The sequence below is a fragment of the Nocardia sp. NPDC023733 genome (genome assembly GCF_040639775.1).
GTDB classification, from domain to species: Bacteria; Actinomycetota; Actinomycetes; order Mycobacteriales; family Mycobacteriaceae; genus Nocardia; species Nocardia rosealba.
Window position 1 is genome coordinate 92,407 of sequence record NZ_JBFAAN010000009.1, and the last position, 18,221, is coordinate 110,627.

At 68.3% G+C, this 18,221-nt stretch carries 19 protein-coding genes; 11 read left to right on the plus strand and 8 right to left on the minus strand.

Annotated features, from left to right (window positions below):
• Window positions 1-21 precede the first annotated feature (21 nt).
• Window positions 22-651: a MerR family transcriptional regulator gene (locus AB0F86_RS26535; RefSeq protein ID WP_356987453.1), complete on the minus strand. Its 630-nt coding sequence runs from the start codon at window positions 649-651 to the stop codon at window positions 22-24.
• A gap of 103 nt (window positions 652-754) precedes the next feature.
• Here AB0F86_RS26535 and AB0F86_RS26540 point away from each other — a divergent pair, with 103 nt between their 5' ends.
• On the plus strand, window positions 755-1,702 hold the full coding sequence (locus tag AB0F86_RS26540) for a hypothetical protein (protein WP_356987451.1): 948 nt from the start codon (window positions 755-757) through the stop codon (window positions 1,700-1,702).
• Window positions 1,699-2,154: an ABA4-like family protein gene (locus AB0F86_RS26545; RefSeq protein WP_356987450.1), complete on the plus strand. Its 456-nt coding sequence runs from the start codon at window positions 1,699-1,701 to the stop codon at window positions 2,152-2,154. Before AB0F86_RS26540 ends, AB0F86_RS26545 begins: the two co-directional genes overlap by 4 nt.
• A gap of 15 nt (window positions 2,155-2,169) precedes the next feature.
• On the opposite strand, the gene AB0F86_RS26550 is transcribed toward AB0F86_RS26545, so the two are convergent.
• Together AB0F86_RS26550 and AB0F86_RS26555 are read right to left on the minus strand one after the other, a co-directional pair.
• Window positions 2,170-2,799, minus strand: coding sequence for a DUF1579 family protein (locus AB0F86_RS26550; RefSeq protein WP_356987449.1), 630 nt, complete (start codon window positions 2,797-2,799; stop codon window positions 2,170-2,172).
• Window positions 2,800-2,805: 6 nt separating this feature from the next.
• The gene (locus AB0F86_RS26555) at window positions 2,806-3,648 is read right to left on the minus strand and encodes an oxidoreductase (RefSeq protein ID WP_356987448.1); all 843 of its coding nucleotides are present in this window, start codon (window positions 3,646-3,648) and stop codon (window positions 2,806-2,808) included.
• A gap of 88 nt (window positions 3,649-3,736) precedes the next feature.
• On the opposite strand from AB0F86_RS26555, the gene AB0F86_RS26560 reads away from it, so the two are divergent.
• Window positions 3,737-4,654 carry a LysR substrate-binding domain-containing protein gene (locus AB0F86_RS26560; RefSeq protein WP_356987447.1) on the plus strand — a complete coding sequence of 306 codons (918 nt, stop codon included), beginning with the start codon at window positions 3,737-3,739 and terminating at the stop codon, window positions 4,652-4,654.
• Here AB0F86_RS26560 and AB0F86_RS26565 read toward each other — a convergent pair.
• Both AB0F86_RS26565 and AB0F86_RS26570 read right to left on the minus strand, forming a co-directional pair.
• Complete coding sequence (locus AB0F86_RS26565; protein ID WP_356987446.1) at window positions 4,641-6,185, minus strand: acyl-CoA carboxylase subunit beta; 1,545 nt, start codon at window positions 6,183-6,185, stop codon at window positions 4,641-4,643. The genes AB0F86_RS26560 and AB0F86_RS26565 overlap by 14 nt on opposite strands.
• Before the next feature lie 87 nt (window positions 6,186-6,272).
• Window positions 6,273-7,172: a LysR family transcriptional regulator gene (locus tag AB0F86_RS26570; protein ID WP_181697687.1), complete on the minus strand. Its 900-nt coding sequence runs from the start codon at window positions 7,170-7,172 to the stop codon at window positions 6,273-6,275.
• A gap of 70 nt (window positions 7,173-7,242) precedes the next feature.
• On the opposite strand from AB0F86_RS26570, the gene AB0F86_RS26575 reads away from it, so the two are divergent.
• The 4 genes from AB0F86_RS26575 (at window position 7,243) to AB0F86_RS26590 (ending at window position 10,440) form a co-directional block, all read left to right on the plus strand.
• A complete protein-coding gene (locus AB0F86_RS26575) occupies window positions 7,243-8,577 on the plus strand; it encodes an FAD-binding oxidoreductase (protein ID WP_356987445.1) in 1,335 nt (444 codons plus the stop codon).
• 65 nt (window positions 8,578-8,642) lie between these two features.
• Entirely contained in the window at window positions 8,643-9,527 is an 885-nt protein-coding gene (locus tag AB0F86_RS26580) for an SPFH domain-containing protein (protein ID WP_356987444.1), read from the plus strand.
• Window positions 9,528-9,535: 8 nt separating this feature from the next.
• Window positions 9,536-9,706 carry a hypothetical protein gene (locus tag AB0F86_RS26585; protein ID WP_166655833.1) on the plus strand — a complete coding sequence of 57 codons (171 nt, stop codon included), beginning with the start codon at window positions 9,536-9,538 and terminating at the stop codon, window positions 9,704-9,706.
• Between the two features lie 179 nt (window positions 9,707-9,885).
• Window positions 9,886-10,440 carry a hypothetical protein gene (locus AB0F86_RS26590; RefSeq protein WP_181697690.1) on the plus strand — a complete coding sequence of 185 codons (555 nt, stop codon included), beginning with the start codon at window positions 9,886-9,888 and terminating at the stop codon, window positions 10,438-10,440.
• Here the strand turns inward: AB0F86_RS26590 and AB0F86_RS26595 are convergent.
• Window positions 10,437-11,309, minus strand: a complete 873-nt coding sequence (locus AB0F86_RS26595; RefSeq protein ID WP_356987442.1) for a class I SAM-dependent methyltransferase — start codon at window positions 11,307-11,309, stop codon at window positions 10,437-10,439. The two genes, AB0F86_RS26590 and AB0F86_RS26595, sit on opposite strands and share 4 nt — an antisense overlap.
• A gap of 295 nt (window positions 11,310-11,604) precedes the next feature.
• Between AB0F86_RS26595 and rpsA the strand changes: the two genes are divergently transcribed.
• The gene (gene rpsA / locus AB0F86_RS26600) at window positions 11,605-13,080 is read left to right on the plus strand and encodes a 30S ribosomal protein S1 (RefSeq protein ID WP_067498011.1); all 1,476 of its coding nucleotides are present in this window, start codon (window positions 11,605-11,607) and stop codon (window positions 13,078-13,080) included.
• A gap of 139 nt (window positions 13,081-13,219) precedes the next feature.
• Here rpsA and AB0F86_RS26605 read toward each other — a convergent pair whose 3' ends face one another.
• Window positions 13,220-13,435: a hypothetical protein gene (locus AB0F86_RS26605; protein WP_181697692.1), complete on the minus strand. Its 216-nt coding sequence runs from the start codon at window positions 13,433-13,435 to the stop codon at window positions 13,220-13,222.
• Between the two features lie 149 nt (window positions 13,436-13,584).
• On the opposite strand from AB0F86_RS26605, the gene coaE reads away from it, so the two are divergent.
• Both coaE and AB0F86_RS26615 read left to right on the plus strand, forming a co-directional pair.
• On the plus strand, window positions 13,585-14,790 hold the full coding sequence (gene coaE, locus AB0F86_RS26610) for a dephospho-CoA kinase (protein ID WP_356987440.1): 1,206 nt from the start codon (window positions 13,585-13,587) through the stop codon (window positions 14,788-14,790).
• Between the two features lie 120 nt (window positions 14,791-14,910).
• Window positions 14,911-15,333 (plus strand): hypothetical protein, encoded by a 423-nt coding sequence (locus tag AB0F86_RS26615; protein WP_181697694.1) that lies wholly within the window; start codon window positions 14,911-14,913, stop codon window positions 15,331-15,333.
• Between the two features lie 51 nt (window positions 15,334-15,384).
• Here the strand turns inward: AB0F86_RS26615 and AB0F86_RS26620 are convergent, their stop codons facing one another.
• Window positions 15,385-15,909, minus strand: coding sequence for a DUF402 domain-containing protein (locus tag AB0F86_RS26620; protein WP_356987438.1), 525 nt, complete (start codon window positions 15,907-15,909; stop codon window positions 15,385-15,387).
• Between the two features lie 88 nt (window positions 15,910-15,997).
• Between AB0F86_RS26620 and uvrB the strand changes: the two genes are divergently transcribed.
• On the plus strand, window positions 15,998-18,178 hold the full coding sequence (gene uvrB / locus AB0F86_RS26625) for an excinuclease ABC subunit UvrB (RefSeq protein WP_067497998.1): 2,181 nt from the start codon (window positions 15,998-16,000) through the stop codon (window positions 18,176-18,178).
• Window positions 18,179-18,221: the final 43 nt, after the last annotated feature.

Here is an 18,221-nt window from a genome sequence, read left to right on the forward strand (position 1 = left end):
GATCCGCGGGGCCGTTCGTCGTCAGGACTCCAGTCGTTCGAGGGACACCTGGGCCTGGGCGATGCGGCGGATGGCGGCGAGGGCGGTGTCGCCCAGGACGGTCAGGACGACGACCGCGTCGACGACCGCGTCGCGCTCACCTGCCGAAAGTGCCGTGGCGACATCGGTTTCGGCGACGATGCGCGCGCCGTCGAAGTAGGCGGGCAGCGCGGTCTCGCCCCACTCGGGGTAACCGAGCTGGGTGGCGCGCACGAGGACGGCGCTGAGGGCCTCGATCAGCGGCTGGGCCGGTTTCATCGACCATCCCCGCCGATCCATTTCCCTGCGCACGGTCTCGTAGGCGCGCTCCCACTCGGCGTCGGAGGCGGCGGGGGCGGGGGAGATGAGGCTGCCCTGCACCACGCCCAGCAGGCTGAACATCGGCAGGTCGGGGGTGTCGACGGCCCGCAGTACGTCACCGACCGTGGCCACCGGTAGCCCGCCGACCTCGATCAGCGCGCGCACCAGGCGCAACCTGCGCAGATGCTCGTCTCCGTAACTGGCCTGGTTGGGGCCGGTGCGTTCGCCGGGCGGCAGCAGCCCTTCACGCAGGTAGTACTTGATCGTCGCCACCGCGATGCCGCTGCGTTCGCTCAACTCAGAGATCCGCACCGTCGCCTCCTTCGTTCGCCCCCTCTTGCTTAGCGCCCCATTCGTGGATAGTCTAACTATCCATAACGGATAGTGTAGCTATCTAGAACGTCGGGAGATTCGCATGTCCGTCCCCATCACAGAGTCCTTGCCTCGCCGCCACGCCCCACTGCATCGGCCGCTGCTGTACTTCGCCGCCGTCAACGTGGTCCTGGCGGTGGTGACCGTCGTCGGGATGCTGGTCGACGACCGGGTGATCGCCGGATCGACCGCCTGGTTCAAGCCGTCCAAGTTCGCACTGTCGTTCGTGCTCTACAGCGTGGCGCTGGCCTGGCTGATCTCGTTGCGGCCCAAGCCATCCCGATTCCTGTGGTGGATGGCCACCGTGATCGTGATCGCCGGAACCATCGAGCAGGTGATCATCGTCGGGCAGGTGGTGCGCGGCACCCGCAGTCACTTCAACACGACGACAGTGTTCGACACGGTGCTCTGGGTGACGATGGCCGTCACCATCGTCGTGCTGTTCCTCGCGACGATTGCCGTCGCGGTCGGTCTGTGGCGCGCCCGTATCGGCGATGCCGCCGTCACCTGGTCGATCCGGCTCGGGCTCGCGATCACCCTCGTCGGTCTGGCGCTCGGACAGCTGATGCCCATGCAGAAAACGGGGGTGGAGGGCATCGCGGGCGCGCACACCGTCGGTGCGCCCGACGGCACACCGGGTATGCCGATCACCGGCTGGAGCACCACCAACGGTGACCTGCGCATTCCGCACTTCGTCGGCATGCACGCGTTGCAGATTCTGCCGCTGCTCGCCGCCGGGCTCGTGGTCCTCGCGCCACGGATTCCGCTGCTGCGGCACGCCCGCGTGCGGCTCGGCCTGATCCTCACCGCCTCGGGTGGTTACGCCGCGGTGCTGGCCCTGGTGACCTGGCAGGCGCTGCGTGGGCAGCCGCTCGTCCACCCGGACCGGACAACCCTTGTCGTCGCCGCGGTGATCGCCGTGGGAGTTGTCGTCGGAGTATTGGTTTCGTTCGCGAGCGCGATCGGGAACCGGAAGGTGGTCACCGCATGAGCACGCTGTTCGACCTGTCGTTCTATGTCACGGTGCCGTTCTGGGCACTGATGATCTTCGCGCCGACCTGGCGACGCACCCGCCCGGTCATCGCCTCGCCGTGGATCGTCGCGCCGTCCCTGGTGATCTGGGCGATCGTGGCGATCCCGGTCCTGGGGACCCTCTGGTCGCTGGTGACCTCGCCGTCGCTGGCCGCCATCACCGACGCCGCCGCCGAACCCGCGGTCCTGACCGCGCTGTGGGCCCAGATCCTCGCCTGGGACCTGTTCCTCGGCCGCTGGATCTACCTCGACAGCCGTGACCGCGCCATCCACCCGCTGCTCATGGGACCCCTGCTGGTCGGCACGATCCTGTTGTCGCCCATCGCGTTCCCGATCTATCTCGTGTTGCGGACAGTGGGGAGCCGGGCGCCGAATCCGCCCGCACCGCAGGCGGATCCGGCCATCGTGTGAACGCTGTCGGCGAGGTCAGCTGAGCCTGGTCAGTACGACGCGGTCGGCCAGCCGCTCCGGTTCGCCGGGCGGGGTGAAGTAGAGCTCCATGACCGTCCGATCCGACGACTCCGGCCTGATCACCGTGCGCATCGGGACGGACTTGCCGACATTGGCCGGTCCGGTGATGCCGGGGTCGGTGAACTCCCCGGTCATCGACAGCTCCGGTGCGTTGGCGCTGCCCTTGGCGCCACGGTAGGCCATGGTCAGCGGGGTGACGCTGTCGAAGGTCGACCATTCGTAGCGGTCGTCGACAGGGGAGTAGCCGAGCAGACCGAGCCGGTAGTAGGGGCGGTCGCCGAAGGTACCGGTGACCTCCTCGCGCAGGAAGTTGCCGCCGGTCTCGGCGACCCAGCTCCACCGTGAGACCGCGTCGCGGGTGACGATCGGGTTCTCCGGCGTGCCGCCCGCGACGAACGTGGACTTCTCGGCCGTCCACTGGCCGACCAGTTGGTTCAGCCGTGCGTGCCCCGCGTCCTGGGGCACCTGCTGGGCGGTCGTCGGCGGTACCGGAGCGGCCGAGGTGTTGTCACCGCAGGCCGATCCGAGCAGCGCGGCGGTGACCAGGAACAGCGGAGCGAGAGTGCGGAACAGTCTGGTGCGCATCGTCTTTCAGTTCTCGTCGAAGGTGGTGTCGCGCGAGACTTTCTCCCAGGTCAGCACGTCGTCACGGACGGCGTCGAGGTGGCCCAGCACCGCGTCGACCGAGTCGGACCCCAACGGCAGTCGCAGCGGGGTGTGCTCGGCGGCGAGGGCGGTGCGGATGGCGGCGGCGGCCTTGGCGGGGTCGCCCGGCTGGGCGCCGTCGCCGCCCTCGACCATCCGGCGGGTGGCGCCCGCGGTGTCGGCGTACACCTCGGACTCGGCGCTGAAGGCGGCCGCGCCCGGCCCGAACAGGCCCGTGCGGAAGGCGCCGGGCTCCACGATCAGCACCTTGATCCCGAAAGGCGCCACTTCCTCGGCCAGCGCTTCCGACAGGCCCTCCAGTGCGAATTTCGTCGCGCTGTAGGCGGAGAACCCGGCGAAGGACAGTTGCCCACCGACACTGCTCATCTGCACGATCGCACCGCTGCGCTGGGAGCGCATGTGCGGCAGTACCGCCCTGGTCAATGCCGCGGGACCGAACAGATGCAGGTCGAACAGGCCGCGCAGTTCGGCATCGGTGGTCTCTTCCACCGCACCCACATGGGTGCGGCCCGCATTGTTGACCAGCACATCGATGCGCCCGTGGCGGGCCACGACATCGGCGATCACCGTGTCGATACGGTCGGTGTCGGTAACATCGAGGGCGACGGTCTCGAGCTGATCGGGATGCGCGGCGACCAGATCGTCGAGGGCAGCGGTGCGCCGGGCGACGGCGATGACGATGTCGCCCGCCTCGATCGCCGCCTGCGCGATGGCCCGGCCGAAACCACTGCTCGCCCCGGTGACCAACCAGATCTGCGGAACACTCATCAGAACTCCTCTACCCGTTGATGTTTCGTCCCCGATCCTGCTCGAGTCCGCGGATGCCGTCCAAGACCCGTTGTGATAACCAATGGTTATGGATGTGCACGGGCGCGATCTGCGCTACTTCGTCGCGGTCGCCGAGCAGCTCACCTTCACCGGCGCCGCCGAACGGCTGTATGTGTCCCAGCCCGCGCTGAGCAAACAGATCCGCAAGCTCGAAAAGCAAATCGGCACCGCATTGTTCGTGCGTGGACCGCGGTCGGTCACCTTGACGGCGGCGGGTGCGGCGCTGCTGCCGCACGCCCGCCAGGTACTCGCGGCGTGGGAGCTCGGCGAAGCCGCGGTCGCGGCCGCCAAGGCCACGCAGGCGGCGGTCCTGACGATCGGGATCAGTACGAGCCCGGGTCGCGGCATCCTGCCCGCCATCCGCTCCCGGTTCGGCACCGCGTTTCCACACGCGAAACCGATACTGCGCCAGTTCAGTTGGGAAGATCCGTCAGCAGGGCTAGCCGATGGATCAAGTGATGTCGCCTTCGTCTGGTTGCCGCTCGACCGCGCCCGCTACGACTGGCACGTGGTCGCGACGGAACCGCGGCTGGTCGCCTTGCCGAGCACACACCGGCTCGCCACCCGCGAGCAGATCGCCTTCGCGGATCTCCTCGCGGAACCCTTTCTGGCACTTCCGCATTCGGCCGGGATTCTGCGCGACTACTGGCTCGCCCTCGATGCCCGTGACGGGCGTGAACCCGTCATCGGCGCCGAGGTCTCGAGCACCGAGGAAACCTACGAGGCCCTGGTCAACGGCGACGGCGTCGTGCTGCTGGCCACCGGAAACGCACCGATGGTGACCCGCGACGGCGTGGTGTGCCGACCGGTCACCGGGATCAGCCCCTGCGAACTGGCCCTGGCCTGGCGGCGCGACGACACCCGCCCCCTGGTCCGCGGCTATGTGGCGGCGTGCGGGCTGGCCCGGCGTGGGCGCCGGGCCGAGCACGGTGTCACAACGGCATGAGCAGGTGTTTGCGTGGCCCTCGGATCTCGCGCTTGTCGGCGAGCAGGCGCAGGGCCCTGCGGATTTCCAGGCGGGTCCGCGACGGTTCGATCACCGCGTCGATGTAGCCGCGTTCGGCGGCGATCCACGGGGTGGCCACGGTGGTGTTGTAGAAGTCGATCATCTGCTGACGCACCTGGCGGCGCTGTTCCTCGGGAACTGCGGCCAGCTGCTTCCGCTGCGTCAACCCGACCGCCGCCTCCGCGCCCATCACCGCGATACGCCCGGTCGGCCACGCCAGGTTCACATCGCCGCCGAGCTGCTTGCAGCCCATCACCGCGTAACCACCGCCGTAGGCCTTGCGCACGACGACGGTGACGATCGGCACGGTCGCCTCGACCACCGCGTAGAAGAACCGCCCGCCGCGCTTGATGACGCCGATCTTCTCCTCCTCGACCCCCGGCAGCACGCCAGGTGTGTCGACGACGAACACCAGCGGCAACCCGAACGCGTCGCAGAGGCGGATGAAGTGGGCCGCTTTGTCCGAGCAGCGGGCATCGATCGCGCCGCTGGACACGAGCGGCTGGTTGGCGATCACGCCGACGCTTCGGCCGTCGACGCGCGCGAAACCGGTGATGAGATTGCGGGCGGCATTGCCACCGATCTCGTGGAAATCGCCGTCGTCGAAGATGCGTAACAGCACGTCGTACATGTCGTAACCGGCGCGATCGGAATCCGGGATCAGCGAGTCGAGTTCGTGATCGGACTCGGTGATCCCGGGTTCTAGGCCGGGATTCACCACCGGCGCCTCGTCGAAACAGCTCGACGGCATGTAGCTCAAATACGCTCGCGCCCAGTCGAAGGCGGCCTGCTCGTCGGCCGCGACGTGATGGATGTTGCCGTTCAGCGCCTGGTTGAACGCGCCGCCGAGCTCCTCGAGGGTGACCACCTCGCCGGTGGTCTCCCGGATGATCTCGGGACCGGTGACGAACATGTACGCCGACTCGGTGGCGATCAGCACATCGGTGTTGATCGGCGAATACACCGCTCCCGCAGCACATTTGCCGAGCATGATCGACACCTGCGGCACCAGGCCCGACAGCCGGAGCTGGCGGCGGCTCATGGCCGCGTACCAGGCCAGCGAGGTCACCGCGTCCTGCACACGGGCGCCGCCGGAGTCGTTGATCGCGATGAACGGGCACTGCACGTCGGCCGCGCGGTCCATGGCCATGGCCACCTTGCGGCCGAACATCTCACCGACCGACCCGCCGTACACGGTCTGGTCGTGGGCGATCACCACCACGGGGCGCCCGTCGACGGTTCCGTGCCCCGTGACCACGCCGTCGCTGTAGAGGCCGTCGCCCGGCTGCCGCACGAGGGCGCCGATTTCGACGAAACTGCCCTTGTCCAACAGCATGTCGATCCGTTCACGCGGACTCGGTATCCCCTTGGCCGCCCGCTTGGCGACGCCGGCTTCCCCCGCCGGCTCCTGTGCCGCCACCAGATTCTGCCGCAGCTCCCGCAACTTCCCCGCGGTTGTCGACTGCCCCATGTCGCGCCCTTCCTGTCGTGGTCGAGCTCTCCTTCATCAGTGTGGTGCGAGCCTAACGCCGCCGTGACGACGGCGGCGCGGGCGGCATCAGGTGCCGGTGCGCAGCGCGATCCGCAGCTGACCGAGCAGCACCTTGGCCGCCGGGGTGAGTGGCCGATCGGCTCGCCAGGCCAGCGCCAGCCTGCCGCGGATCGCCGGCTCGACGATCGATAGCACCCGAACCCCGAATCCCGCGGCTTCCTCGGCGCCGAGCGCGGGCACCACCGCCGTGCCGAGGCCGCGTGCGGCGAGCTCGAGCAGCAGCGGGGGAGCGGCGGCCTCGAAGGCGATCTCCGGAACGAAACCCGCGGCAGCACAGGAACGTTCGAAGATTCCGCGCAGGCCGGTGCCGCGGGGCAGACAGATGAGGCGTCGCCCGGTGAGCGCCCGCAGGGTGATGGTGTCGGCGGGTTCGTCGGCCTCGGCGGCGACCGCGGCGACGAGCGGCGTCTCGAGCACCACGTCGGTGGCGATGCCGGGTCCGAGTTCGGCGCCGGTGAGGCCGACCAGGGCGAGGTCGAGGTCGTCGCGGTCGAGTGCGGCGAGCATGCGTTCGGACGTGTCCTCGGTCAGGCTGATCGCGACACCGGGATGGTCGTGGTGGAAGCCGGCCAGCACACCCGCGATGTCGAACTCGTCGGCCGCCGCACCGGAGATGGCACCCAACCGCACCCGGCCGCGCAGTAATCCGCTGAACTCCTGGACGGTCTGGTCGATGCGATCGACGGCGGCCAGGGCGGCGCGGGCATGGTCGAGAACCGCCCGGCCGACCTCGGTCGGGGTGACGGTTCGGGCGCCGCGATCCAGGAGCCGCTGGCCGAGTTCGCGTTCGAGCTGTTTGAGCTGGGCGCTCAGCCCCGGCTGACTCAGGTGCAGGCGCTGGGCCGCTCGCGTGAAGCCGCCCTCGTCGACGACCGTCACGAAGTAGCGCAGCTGCCGCAGTTCCATAATCAGAGATTATAGGATCCAGAAAAACTATCTGTTGGGCTTATTGCACCGAGGTGAGCACAGTGGAGTCATGACTGAAACCGCCACTTTCACCGGGCCCGTGTTCACCCCGGACGACGCCGGGTACCAGCAGGAGATCGCCGGGTTCCAGACCGCCTACACTCACCGGCCCGCACTCGTCGCCGGTGCCGTCCACGCCGAGGACGTGCGCGCCGCCGTGGAATACGCGGCACGACACCGTCTTCCCCTCGCGGTGCAGGCCACCGGGCACGGTCTGTCGGTCGCCGTCGACGGCGGTGTGCTCGTCACCACCGGCCGGATGAACGCGATCACCGTCGACCCGGACAAACGAACCGCGAGGGTCGGCGCCGGTGTGCGGGCCGGCGCACTGGTCGAGGCGGCCGCCGCGCACGGGCTGGCCCCGCTGAACGGTTCCTCACCGTCGGTGGGTGTGGTCGGCTACGTGCTCGGCGGCGGCCTCGGCCTGCTCGGCCGCGAATTCGGTTACGCCGCAGACCATGTGCGCGCGATAGAACTCGTCACGGCGGACGGTCGCGTCCGTACCCTCGGCCCCACCGACGAACTGTTCACGGCGGTCCTCGGCACCGGCGGCAACTTCGGTGTGGTGACCGCCCTCGAACTCGACCTCGTGCCCGTCACCGAAATCTATGGCGGCCAGCTGCTTTTCGACACCCCGCTCGTCGACACGGTGCTCGACACCTGGCGGCAGTGGAGTGCGACCGTGCCCGAGGAAATCACCTCAACCGTCGCCGTGCTGACCTTCCCCGACATCCCGCCGGTCCCGCCGCCGTTGCGCGGCAGGCATGTAGCCTCCATCCGGGTGGCGAGCACGTTGCCCGCCGAGGAGGCCGAGCGCCTGGTCGCACCGTTGCGCGCGATCGGTGACCGTCTGCGCGACGACCTGCGCACCATGCCCTACACCGAATCCCACACGGTGCACAGCGATCCCGACTTCCCGCACGCCTACGCCGCGACCAACGCGCTGCTCGCCGACCTCACCCCCGAGGCGCTGGCCGCGCTGCGGGCGCAGACCGCACCCGGCGGACCGGTCGACGCCGTGGTCGACATCCGTCATCTGGGTGGGGCGCTGCGCCGGGGGACCGCGTCGATCGGTCACCGTGACGCCGAGTACATCGTGCGGGTCATCACCGACGCGGGCGCCGGCGACGCCGCTCCCGACGCGCTGGACACGGTGCGAAAAGCGCTGGCGCCGTGGACGATCGGCCACAACCTCAACTTCCTTTACGGAGCGGGCGCCGCGGCAGGCCCCGAGCAGACCGCGGCGGGCTATCCACCTGCCGATTTCGACCGGCTGCGGGCCTTGAAGACGAAGTACGACCCGTACGGCATGTTCCGCGCCAATCGCACCATCTCCCGCGCGTAACCGGCGTTGTCGCCGCAGTCTGTATCTGCTATTGTAATGATATCACTCAGATATCGGAGGATGTCATGGAACTGCGGCCCGCCTTTCGCTTCAACGGATTTGCCGTCCTACTCGGGTGGTTGGTGTCCACCCTGCTGTTCGGCGCCCTCGCGGTGCTGTCGCTGATCTCGGTGTCCCAGCACGACGGCGGCGCGCTCGCCTGGGCAGGCGCGGTGGTCGGTGTTCTCGGCGTGGTGGTCGTCGCGGCGCTGGCCACCGGGCTGATCGTGGTCGACCCCAACGAGGCCAAGGTCGTCACCTTCTTCGGTCGCTACATCGGCTCGGTCAGCGAACCGGGCTTCTTCTCGGTGGTCCCGCTCAGCGACCGCAAGTCCATCTCGCTGCGAGTGCGCAACTTCGAGACCCAGAAACTGAAGGTCAACGACGCCGACGGCAATCCCGTCGAGATCGCGGCCGTCGTGGTCTACAAGGTGGTCGACAGCTTCAAGGCCGCCTTCGCGGTCGACGACTACGAGGAGTACGTCGAGACCCAGTCCGAGGCCGCGGTCCGTCACCTGGCGACCACGCACCCCTACGACGCTCACGACGACACCCGCACCAGTCTGCGCGACGGCGCCGAGGTGGCCGAGGAACTCACCGTCGAGCTGCGCGAACGCACCCTTACCGCCGGTATCGAGGTGATCGAGGCCCGCATCACCCACCTGGCCTACGCACCCGAGATCGCGCAGGCGATGCTGGTCCGTCAGCAGGCCGCGCAGGTGGTCGCCGCCCGCACCCAGATCGTCGAGGGCGCTGTCGGGATGGTCGCCCTGGCGCTCGACCGCCTCGCCGAGCAGGGCACCGTCGAACTCGACGAGGAACGCAAGGCCAACATGGTCTCCAACCTCCTCGTCGTCCTCTGCGGCGACCGCGCGACGCAACCGGTCGTCAACGCCGGATCCCTCTACTGAGGTCGACTGTGCCCGCGCCGAAGAGGGAACCCAAAAAGGTTCTGCTGCGGCTCGACCCGGCCGTCCACGAGGCCATCGCCAAGTGGGCGGCCGACGACCTGCGCAGCATCAACTCCCAGATCGAATACGCCCTGCGCCTAGCCCTCGAGCAGGTCGGCCGAAAACCCAAGCGCGACTGAGTCGCTCGGATCGAGGCCCTCGGTGGCTCACCGTGGTGATCTGTCACGGCACCCGACCGGCCGACCTGGGCGAACACCGGGTTTCGTCTGGAAGGACGCGCCGAGCCGTGCACGGCGACAACCGAACTCGACCACGCCGGTAAATTGATCCGGTGCCCATCTCGTTCGACATTCCTGGAATGCAACAGTTGGACGACACGACCTGGGGGAATCCGGCCACTCGTGATGTCGTCGCGCTGAACTACGTCAACGGCGCACCCGATCTGCCCGCGCGGCTCGACGACCCGAAGCGGCTGCGCAGGCGGCTGGCCGAACACCACGCGCGCACCGGCTGCCTGATCGAGGCATTCGTGGTGTGGGTCGACCAGTTGCCCGCGTTGCTGCGCGTCGAGAAGACGCGAATGCCGGGTCCACACGGTGAGCTCGTCTTCGCGGCGTCCATCGTGGTGCCCAAGGACCGCTGCTCGGCGGTGTTCCAGATCATCTGCCCGGAGACGGGGCCGCCGGGGGAGCGGGAACGGACGATCGGCCGCCGATTCCGCCGCGACGAGATGTGCCCGCCCCACCCCTACGCGCCGGGTCTGCGCGGGAAACTGCCGTACCTGCTGTCCGACGACGTCCGCTTCGACGCCGAATTCCCGCATCACGCGCTCACCAGGGCGCGTCGCTGGGTCGCCGAAACGGTGCCGAACGTCCAGGTCGCCCCGTCGTTCGCGGCGCTTCCCGAGTTCTAGGCGCCGGGCCGTCCGGTGCCGCCGGGCTTCTCGGTGACGAAGATGGCGGTGCCGGGGAAGATCTCCCCGCGCAACGGCGACCACTGGCCCCATTCGCGGTCGAGCCATTCCGGCCAGTCCGGTTCCACGATGTCGAGCAGGGTCAGCCCCGCGCCGACGATCTCGCGCACCCGGTCACCGATCGTGCGATGGTGCTCGACGTAGGTCGGCACACCGTCAGCGTCGACCTCTACATAGGGCGTGCGGTCGAAATACGGAATACGGGCCACCAGGCCGGCCTCGCCCGGATCGTCGGGAAAGATCCAGCGCATCGGGTGATTCACCGAGAACACCCACCGGCCACCCGGCACGAGCACCCGCGCCACTTCGCGCATCACCCGCGCCGAATCGGCGACGAACGGCACCCCGCCGAACGCGGAACAGGCCAGATCGAAGGTGGCGTCCGCAAACGGAAGCGCCTCCGCGCCCGCCTGGACCAGCGGCACCCGCGGTCCACCCTGCTCCATCGCCGCCACGCCGCGCGCGAGCATCCCCATCGACACATCGAGCCCGACCGGATGCGCGCCCTGCCCCGCCAGCCAGCGCGAACACGGCGCCGAACCGCACCCGATCTCGAGCACCCGCTTGCCCGTCACGTCGCCCAGAAAATGCATGTCGCCCTCGTGCAGCCCCTCCGGGCACCACACGAACTCGCCGCCGGGGGAGTCGACACCGAGGAAATCGGCGTGGGTCTGGTGGTACTGGTCGGCGTCGGCGTCCCACCAGCGCCTGCTGGCGCGTTCGCTGTCGGCCGAGCCGATCCTGGTTCGGGTGGTCGCCGCGGTTCCCAGCAGCGCGTTTGCCTGCGCATGGCGTTCGTCATCGGACACGGCGCCAAGGGTATCGGCGGGAACGGGGGGTGGTTTGCCCGGCTGGAACACCCTCGCGTACGCTGAGGCACGCGAGTGTCTTTCGAGGAACCTCTCACGAGGAACGCTGTGCGCCGGGGTTGATGCGTACAGTATCCGATGACGGAGTCGCCCGTGCTGAGTTTGATCAGCGGCAATGTCGGCGGTCCGTGCGATACTTGTTCGGTCCCTCGTCGCCTCGTCGCGGTGATCTCGCAGCGTACCGAAAGTTCCAATGTCCGCAACCGACCACAATCCGTCCGGAGCAAACCCACATATGCCCACCACCGTCACCTCGCCGCAGGTAGCCGTCAACGACATCGGCTCCGCCGAGGATTTCCTCGCCGCCATCGACGCCACGATCAAGTACTTCAACGATGGCGACATCGTCGAGGGAACCATCGTCAAGGTCGATCGTGACGAGGTCCTGCTCGACATCGGTTACAAGACCGAAGGCGTCATCCCCTCCCGTGAACTCTCCATCAAGCACGATGTCGACCCGAACGAGGTCGTTTCCGTGGGCGATGCGGTCGAGGCCCTGGTTCTCACCAAGGAGGACAAGGAAGGCCGCCTGATCCTGTCGAAGAAGCGGGCTCAGTACGAGCGCGCGTGGGGCACGATCGAGGAGCTCAAGGAGAAGGACGAGGCCGTCAAGGGCACCGTCATCGAGGTCGTCAAGGGCGGCCTGATCCTCGACATCGGTCTCCGTGGCTTCCTGCCCGCCTCGCTCGTCGAGATGCGTCGTGTCCGCGACCTCCAGCCGTACGTCGGCAAGGAGATCGAGGCCAAGATCATCGAGCTCGACAAGAACCGCAACAACGTGGTCTTGTCGCGTCGCGCCTGGCTCGAGCAGACCCAGTCCGAGGTCCGCAGCGAGTTCCTGCACCAGCTGCAGAAGGGCCAGGTCCGCAAGGGTGTGGTCTCCTCGATCGTCAACTTCGGTGCCTTCGTGGACCTGGGCGGCGTCGACGGCCTGGTGCACGTCTCCGAGCTGTCCTGGAAGCACATCGACCACCCGTCCGAGGTCGTCGAGGTCGGCAACGAGGTCACCGTCGAGGTTCTCGACGTCGACCTGGACCGCGAGCGCGTCTCCCTGTCGCTCAAGGCGACCCAGGAAGACCCGTGGCGTCAGTTCGCCCGGACCCACGCGATCGGCCAGATCGTGCCCGGCAAGGTCACCAAGCTGGTTCCCTTCGGTGCCTTCGTGCGCGTCGAAGAGGGCATCGAGGGCCTGGTGCACATCTCCGAGCTGGCCGAGCGCCACGTGGAGGTCCCGGACCAGGTCGTGGCAGTCGGCGACGACGCGATGGTCAAGGTCATCGACATCGACCTGGAGCGTCGCCGGATCTCGCTGTCGCTGAAGCAGGCGAACGAGGACTACCACGCCGAGTTCGACCCGTCGAAGTACGGCATGGCCGACAGCTACGACGAAGCGGGCAACTACATCTTCCCCGAGGGCTTCGATCCCGAGACCAACGAATGGCTCGAGGGCTTCGACAAGCAGCGTGAAGAGTGGGAAGGCCGCTACGCCGAGGCCGAGCGTCGCCACAAGATGCACACCGCTCAGATGGAGAAGATGGCTGCCGACGCGGCTGCCGAAGCCGCCGCTGGCGGTCCGGCCGCGGGCAACTACTCCTCCGAGAGCGGCAACGCCACGCAGGCCACCTCCGGTCCGGCCGAGTCCACCGGCGGTTCGCTCGCCAGTGACGCGCAGCTGGCGGCTCTGCGGGAGAAGCTCAGCGGTAACGCCTGATTCAGGTAGAGCAACACAGTCGAAGGCCCCGGTCCACACGGACCGGGGCCTTCGGCCTGTTTCCGGCCCGGTCATCACACAGGGCTTGCACGACAACGAGCCCACCCGTTCGTAACGGGTGGGCTCGGGTGGTCGGTGCTCAGTTCGCGGCGGCGGCGGGCACCCAGTAGGTGGCGCCCATGCTGGTGCGCTTGCGCATCGCGGCGAAACTGTGTCTGGCGGGCGAGATCAGAGCGGTGAACCAGGACCGGCGATACTCGGCGAGACTCGCTGCCACAGCAGGGAATTCAACGCAGTGCACACCGCCGGGCATGCCGAGGCGGTGGCGAGCCGTCCGGTGTTGTGTGGTGCCCATGATCATCCTTCGCTCGCTGGTGATTGGCCTTCTCGCCTGCGCGAAGGTTAGTCGACGCGACGCGCCCGGCCCCGGATTTGCCGCCGCCGCACATCGGCGTGTCGGGAACACCTGACCTGCTCCGGGCGCGGGGATGCGAGACTTGGCGCATGTTGCGGATCGGCCTCACCGGAGGCATGGGAGCGGGTAAGTCCACAGTGGCGCGGACCATGGTCGAACTGGGGGCGGTGGTGATCGACTCCGATGCCATCGCCCGCGAGGTCGTCGCGCCGGGAACGCCGGGTCTGGCCGCGCTCGTCGCCGAGTTCGGTGACGCGATCCTGGCTGAGGACGGCAGCCTCGACCGGCCCGCGCTGGCGGCGGTGGCCTTCGCCGACGACACCTCACGCGGCAAGCTCAACGCCATCACCCACCCGCTGGTCGGTGCCCGCACGGCCGAACTCATCGGCGCCGCCCCCGCCGATGCCATTGTGGTGCAAGACATTCCGTTGCTGGTGGAGAACGGGCTCGCCCCGCTCATGCAGCTGGTGGTCGTGGTCGGCGCCGATGTCGAGACCCGCCTGCGCCGGCTGGTCGAGCAGCGCGGTGTCGCCGAGGCCGATGCCCTGGCCAGGATCGCCGCCCAGGCCACCGACGAGCAACGCCACGCCGTCGCCGATGTGTGGCTGGACAACAACGGGGCCCCCGGTGTGGTCGAGGAGCAGGTGCGGGCGCTGTGGGAGCGGCGGCTGGTGCCGTTCGAACGCAATCAGCGCGAGGGGGTGCGGGCGCGGGCGGAGTACCGTTTGGTGCCGCACGACCCGGAGTGGGGAGCGCAGGCGCGCCGGATCATCGCGCGGCTGCATCTGGTGTGTGGTGCTGCGGCGGTGCGCATCGACCATGTCGGTTCCACGGCGGTGAGCGGGTTGCCCGCCAAGGACCTCATCGATATCCAGGTGACGGTGGCGAACCTGGAAACCGCTGACGCACTGGCGGATTCGCTGGCAGCCGCGGGATTCCCGCGCGCGGTCGGCATCACGCACGACACCCCGAAGCCCACGCCCGAGGATCCGGCGGGCACCGACGTGGACCTGTGGGCAAAACGCTTGCACGGCAACGCGGATCCCGGCCGACCGGCGAATATTCATCTGCGCGTGCAGGATTCGCCAGGCCAGCGGTTCGCGCTCGACTTCCGCGACTGGTTGCGGGCAGAGGAGGACGTGCGGACGGAGTATCTGGAGATCAAGCGGACGGCCGAACGGGCGGCGGCGGGGAAGTCGGGCGAGGCGGCGGGCGAGGCCTATTACGGGGTGAAGGAACCGTGGTTCGACGTGGTCTACCCGAGGGTCGGTGAGTGGGCTCGCGCCCGCGCGTAACCCCGGTCGGCATCTGTTAAACGTCAATGTTTCAAAAACTGTCCGTAGCGGGCGGCGCGCTGGTTACATTGTGGCGAGTCACTACCGGGTGACTCGATTCACAGGGAAGTTGTAGCGCGTATGACAACACATCACCGTCTCGGCCGTGCGGGCTTCGGCATCACCGCGTTCGGCGCTGTCGCCGCCACCATCGTGCTGGCCGCCCCGCAGGCCTCGGCCTGGGTGGGCAACCTCAGCGTCGCGGGCACCGATCACAAGGTCGGGTGCAGCTACAAGCTGACGGCCAGCGTCGAGGTCGACAGGCTGACCTCGGTGAAGTTCACCGACAACGGCCGCGACATCGGCACGGTCTCCCCATCGCTGCTCTCCGGCACGGTGAGCATGACCTGGAAGCCGACCACGACCGGCCAGCACAAGCTCGAGGCGCGGCAGCTGCTGATCAGCGACTCGATCACCGTCACCGTCGGTGAGGCGGCCGCGACCGGCAGCGCAGGCTGCGGTGGTGGCCTCGGCGACCTGCTCGGCAGCGGTTCGGCAGGCTGATCGATACCGAAACCGCCCGCGACCTGTCCGGTCGCGGGCGGTTTCGTCGTTTCAGCGCCAGGTCAGGGTCATACCGAGGGTGGCGAGCCACGCCTCGAGCGAGTACCCGTGCGCGGCGATCCCGTCGACCGCCGCGACCGCGTGTTCGATCGCCGCCTGAGCCTGTTCGGCATCGAGCAGACCGTCGGTCTGCGCGGCGAGCAGTTCGTCGATGTCGACCAGGCGCACATCGCGGCCCGTGCGGACCAGCAGGTCCAGGTAGTGGTCCAGCGAGCGCCACAGCGTCGGGGAGTCCCTGGTGAAGACGCCGACATCGACGTACACGTCCTGCCACTGCTCGATGCCGGGGTTGTACCAGAGTTTGGACGCGCGCAGCGACAGACTCGGGAGCAGCCACGACTCCAGATAGTGGAAGCTGGCATGGTCGGAGTGCCGCCCCATGTAGAGGCCCCACGGCTCCTCCCGGTACACCTCGACCGGCCGCACGAAACCCTTCGGATCGGTATTGGTCTTGGCCGCTACGTCGAACAGCTCGATTTTGGGCGGGTGCACGTGCACGGTCGAGGCCTGGGTCATGTGCGCAGAATCTACCGGCACGCGGGCCGGGCGCCGAGCGCTTTCCGCCGCCGCGAATCTGTCGGTGGGTACGCCTAACCTGGTGTGCATGGCATTCGCAACCGAGATCCCGGCCGAAGGGTACGAAGAGCGGGGGCACCCGCTCGCGCATTCGGAGCACCGCCCGGTCGGTGAGATCGAGCGCAAGGGTGGCCGCTTCGAGGTGGTCAGCCCGCATCAGCCGGCAGGCGATCAGCCCGCCGCCATCGCCGAGCTCGAGCGCCGCATCAACGCGGGGGAGAAGGACGTGGTGCTGCTCGGTGCCACGGGTACCGGCAAGTCGGCGACCACCGCGTGGCTGATCGAGAAGCTGCAGCGGCCCACCCTGATGCTCGCGCCGAACAAGACCCTCGCGGCCCAGCTGGCCAACGAACTGCGGGAGATGTTGCCGCACAACGCGGTCGAGTACTTCGTCTCGTACTACGACTACTACCAGCCCGAGGCCTACATCGCCCAGACCGATACCTATATCGAGAAGGACAGCTCGATCAACGACGACGTCGAGCGGCTGCGGCACTCGGCCACCTCCAGCCTGCTGTCGCGTCGCGATGTGGTGGTGGTCGCGTCGGTGTCGTGCATCTACGGTCTCGGTACGCCGCAGTCATACCTGGATCGCTCGGTGCAGCTCGAGGTCGGCGGCGAGATCGACCGCGACGCGCTGCTGAGGCTGCTGGTCGATGTGCAGTACACCCGCAACGACATGGCGTTCACGCGCGGGTCGTTCCGGGTGCGTGGCGACACCGTCGAGATCATCCCCTCCTACGAGGAGCTCGCGGTCCGCATCGAGTTCTTCGGCGACGAGATCGAGGCGCTGTACTACCTGCACCCACTCACCGGCGATGTGGTCCGCCAGGTCGACTCGCTGCGCATCTTCCCCGCCACCCACTACGTGGCGGGCCCGGAGCGCATGGAGAAGGCCGTCGCCGCCATCGAGGAGGAGTTGGCCGCCCGCCTGGCCGAGCTCGAGGGCCAGGGCAAACTGCTCGAGGCGCAGCGCCTGCGCATGCGCACCGAATACGACCTGGAGATGATCCGTCAGGTCGGGTTCTGCTCGGGCATCGAGAACTATTCGCGTCACATCGACGGTCGCCCCGCCGGGTCGGCGCCCGCCACCCTGCTCGACTACTTCCCCGACGACTTCCTGCTGGTCATCGACGAGTCCCACGTCACCGTCCCGCAGATCGGTGGCATGTACGAGGGCGATATGTCGCGCAAGCGCAACCTCGTCGAATTCGGGTTCCGGCTGCCCTCGGCGGTCGACAACCGGCCGCTCACCTGGGAGGAGTTCGCCGACCGGATCGGGCAGGCGGTGTACCTGTCGGCTACGCCCGGGCCGTACGAGCTCGGCCAGGTGGGCGGTGAGGTCGTCGAACAGGTCATCCGCCCGACCGGCCTCGTCGACCCCCAGGTGGTGGTGAAACCGACCAAGGGCCAGATCGACGACCTGGTACACGAGATCCGGCAGCGCACCGAGCGCGACGAGCGCGTGCTCGTCACCACACTCACCAAGAAGATGTCCGAGGACCTCACCGACTACCTGCTCGGGCTGGGGGTCCGGGTGCGGTACCTGCATTCGGAGATCGACACCCTGCGCCGCGTGGAACTGCTGCGTCAGCTGCGCCTCGGCGAATACGACGTGCTCGTCGGCATCAACCTGCTGCGCGAGGGCCTCGACCTGCCCGAGGTGTCGCTGGTGGCGATCCTCGACGCCGACAAGGAGGGCTTCCTCCGGTCGAGCACCAGCCTCATCCAGACCATCGGCCGCGCGGCCCGCAACGTGTCGGGTGAAGTGCACATGTACGCCGACAAGATCACCGACTCGATGCGCCACGCCATCGACGAGACCGACCGCCGCCGCGCCAAGCAGATCGCCTACAACGAGGCCAACGGCATCGACCCGCAGCCCCTGCGCAAAAAGATCGCCGACATCCTCGACCAGGTGTACCTGGAGGCGGGCGACGAGGTGGCCGTCGGCGGTTCCGGCCGCAACGTCAGCCGCGGCAGGCGGGCACAGGGCGAACCCGGTCGCGCGGTGAGCGCGGGCATCTACGCCGAACGCGACGTGAAGTCGATGCCGCGCGCCGAACTGGCCGACCTGGTCGCCTCCCTCACCGATCAGATGATGAACGCCGCCCGCGAACTGCAGTTCGAGCTCGCAGGCCGCTTACGCGACGAGATCGCCGACCTGAAGAAGGAGCTGCGCGGAATGGACGCCGCGGGGTTGAGCTGAGTATGTCGACCCGGCGACGGCCGGAAACCCCGCGGCGCCGGCC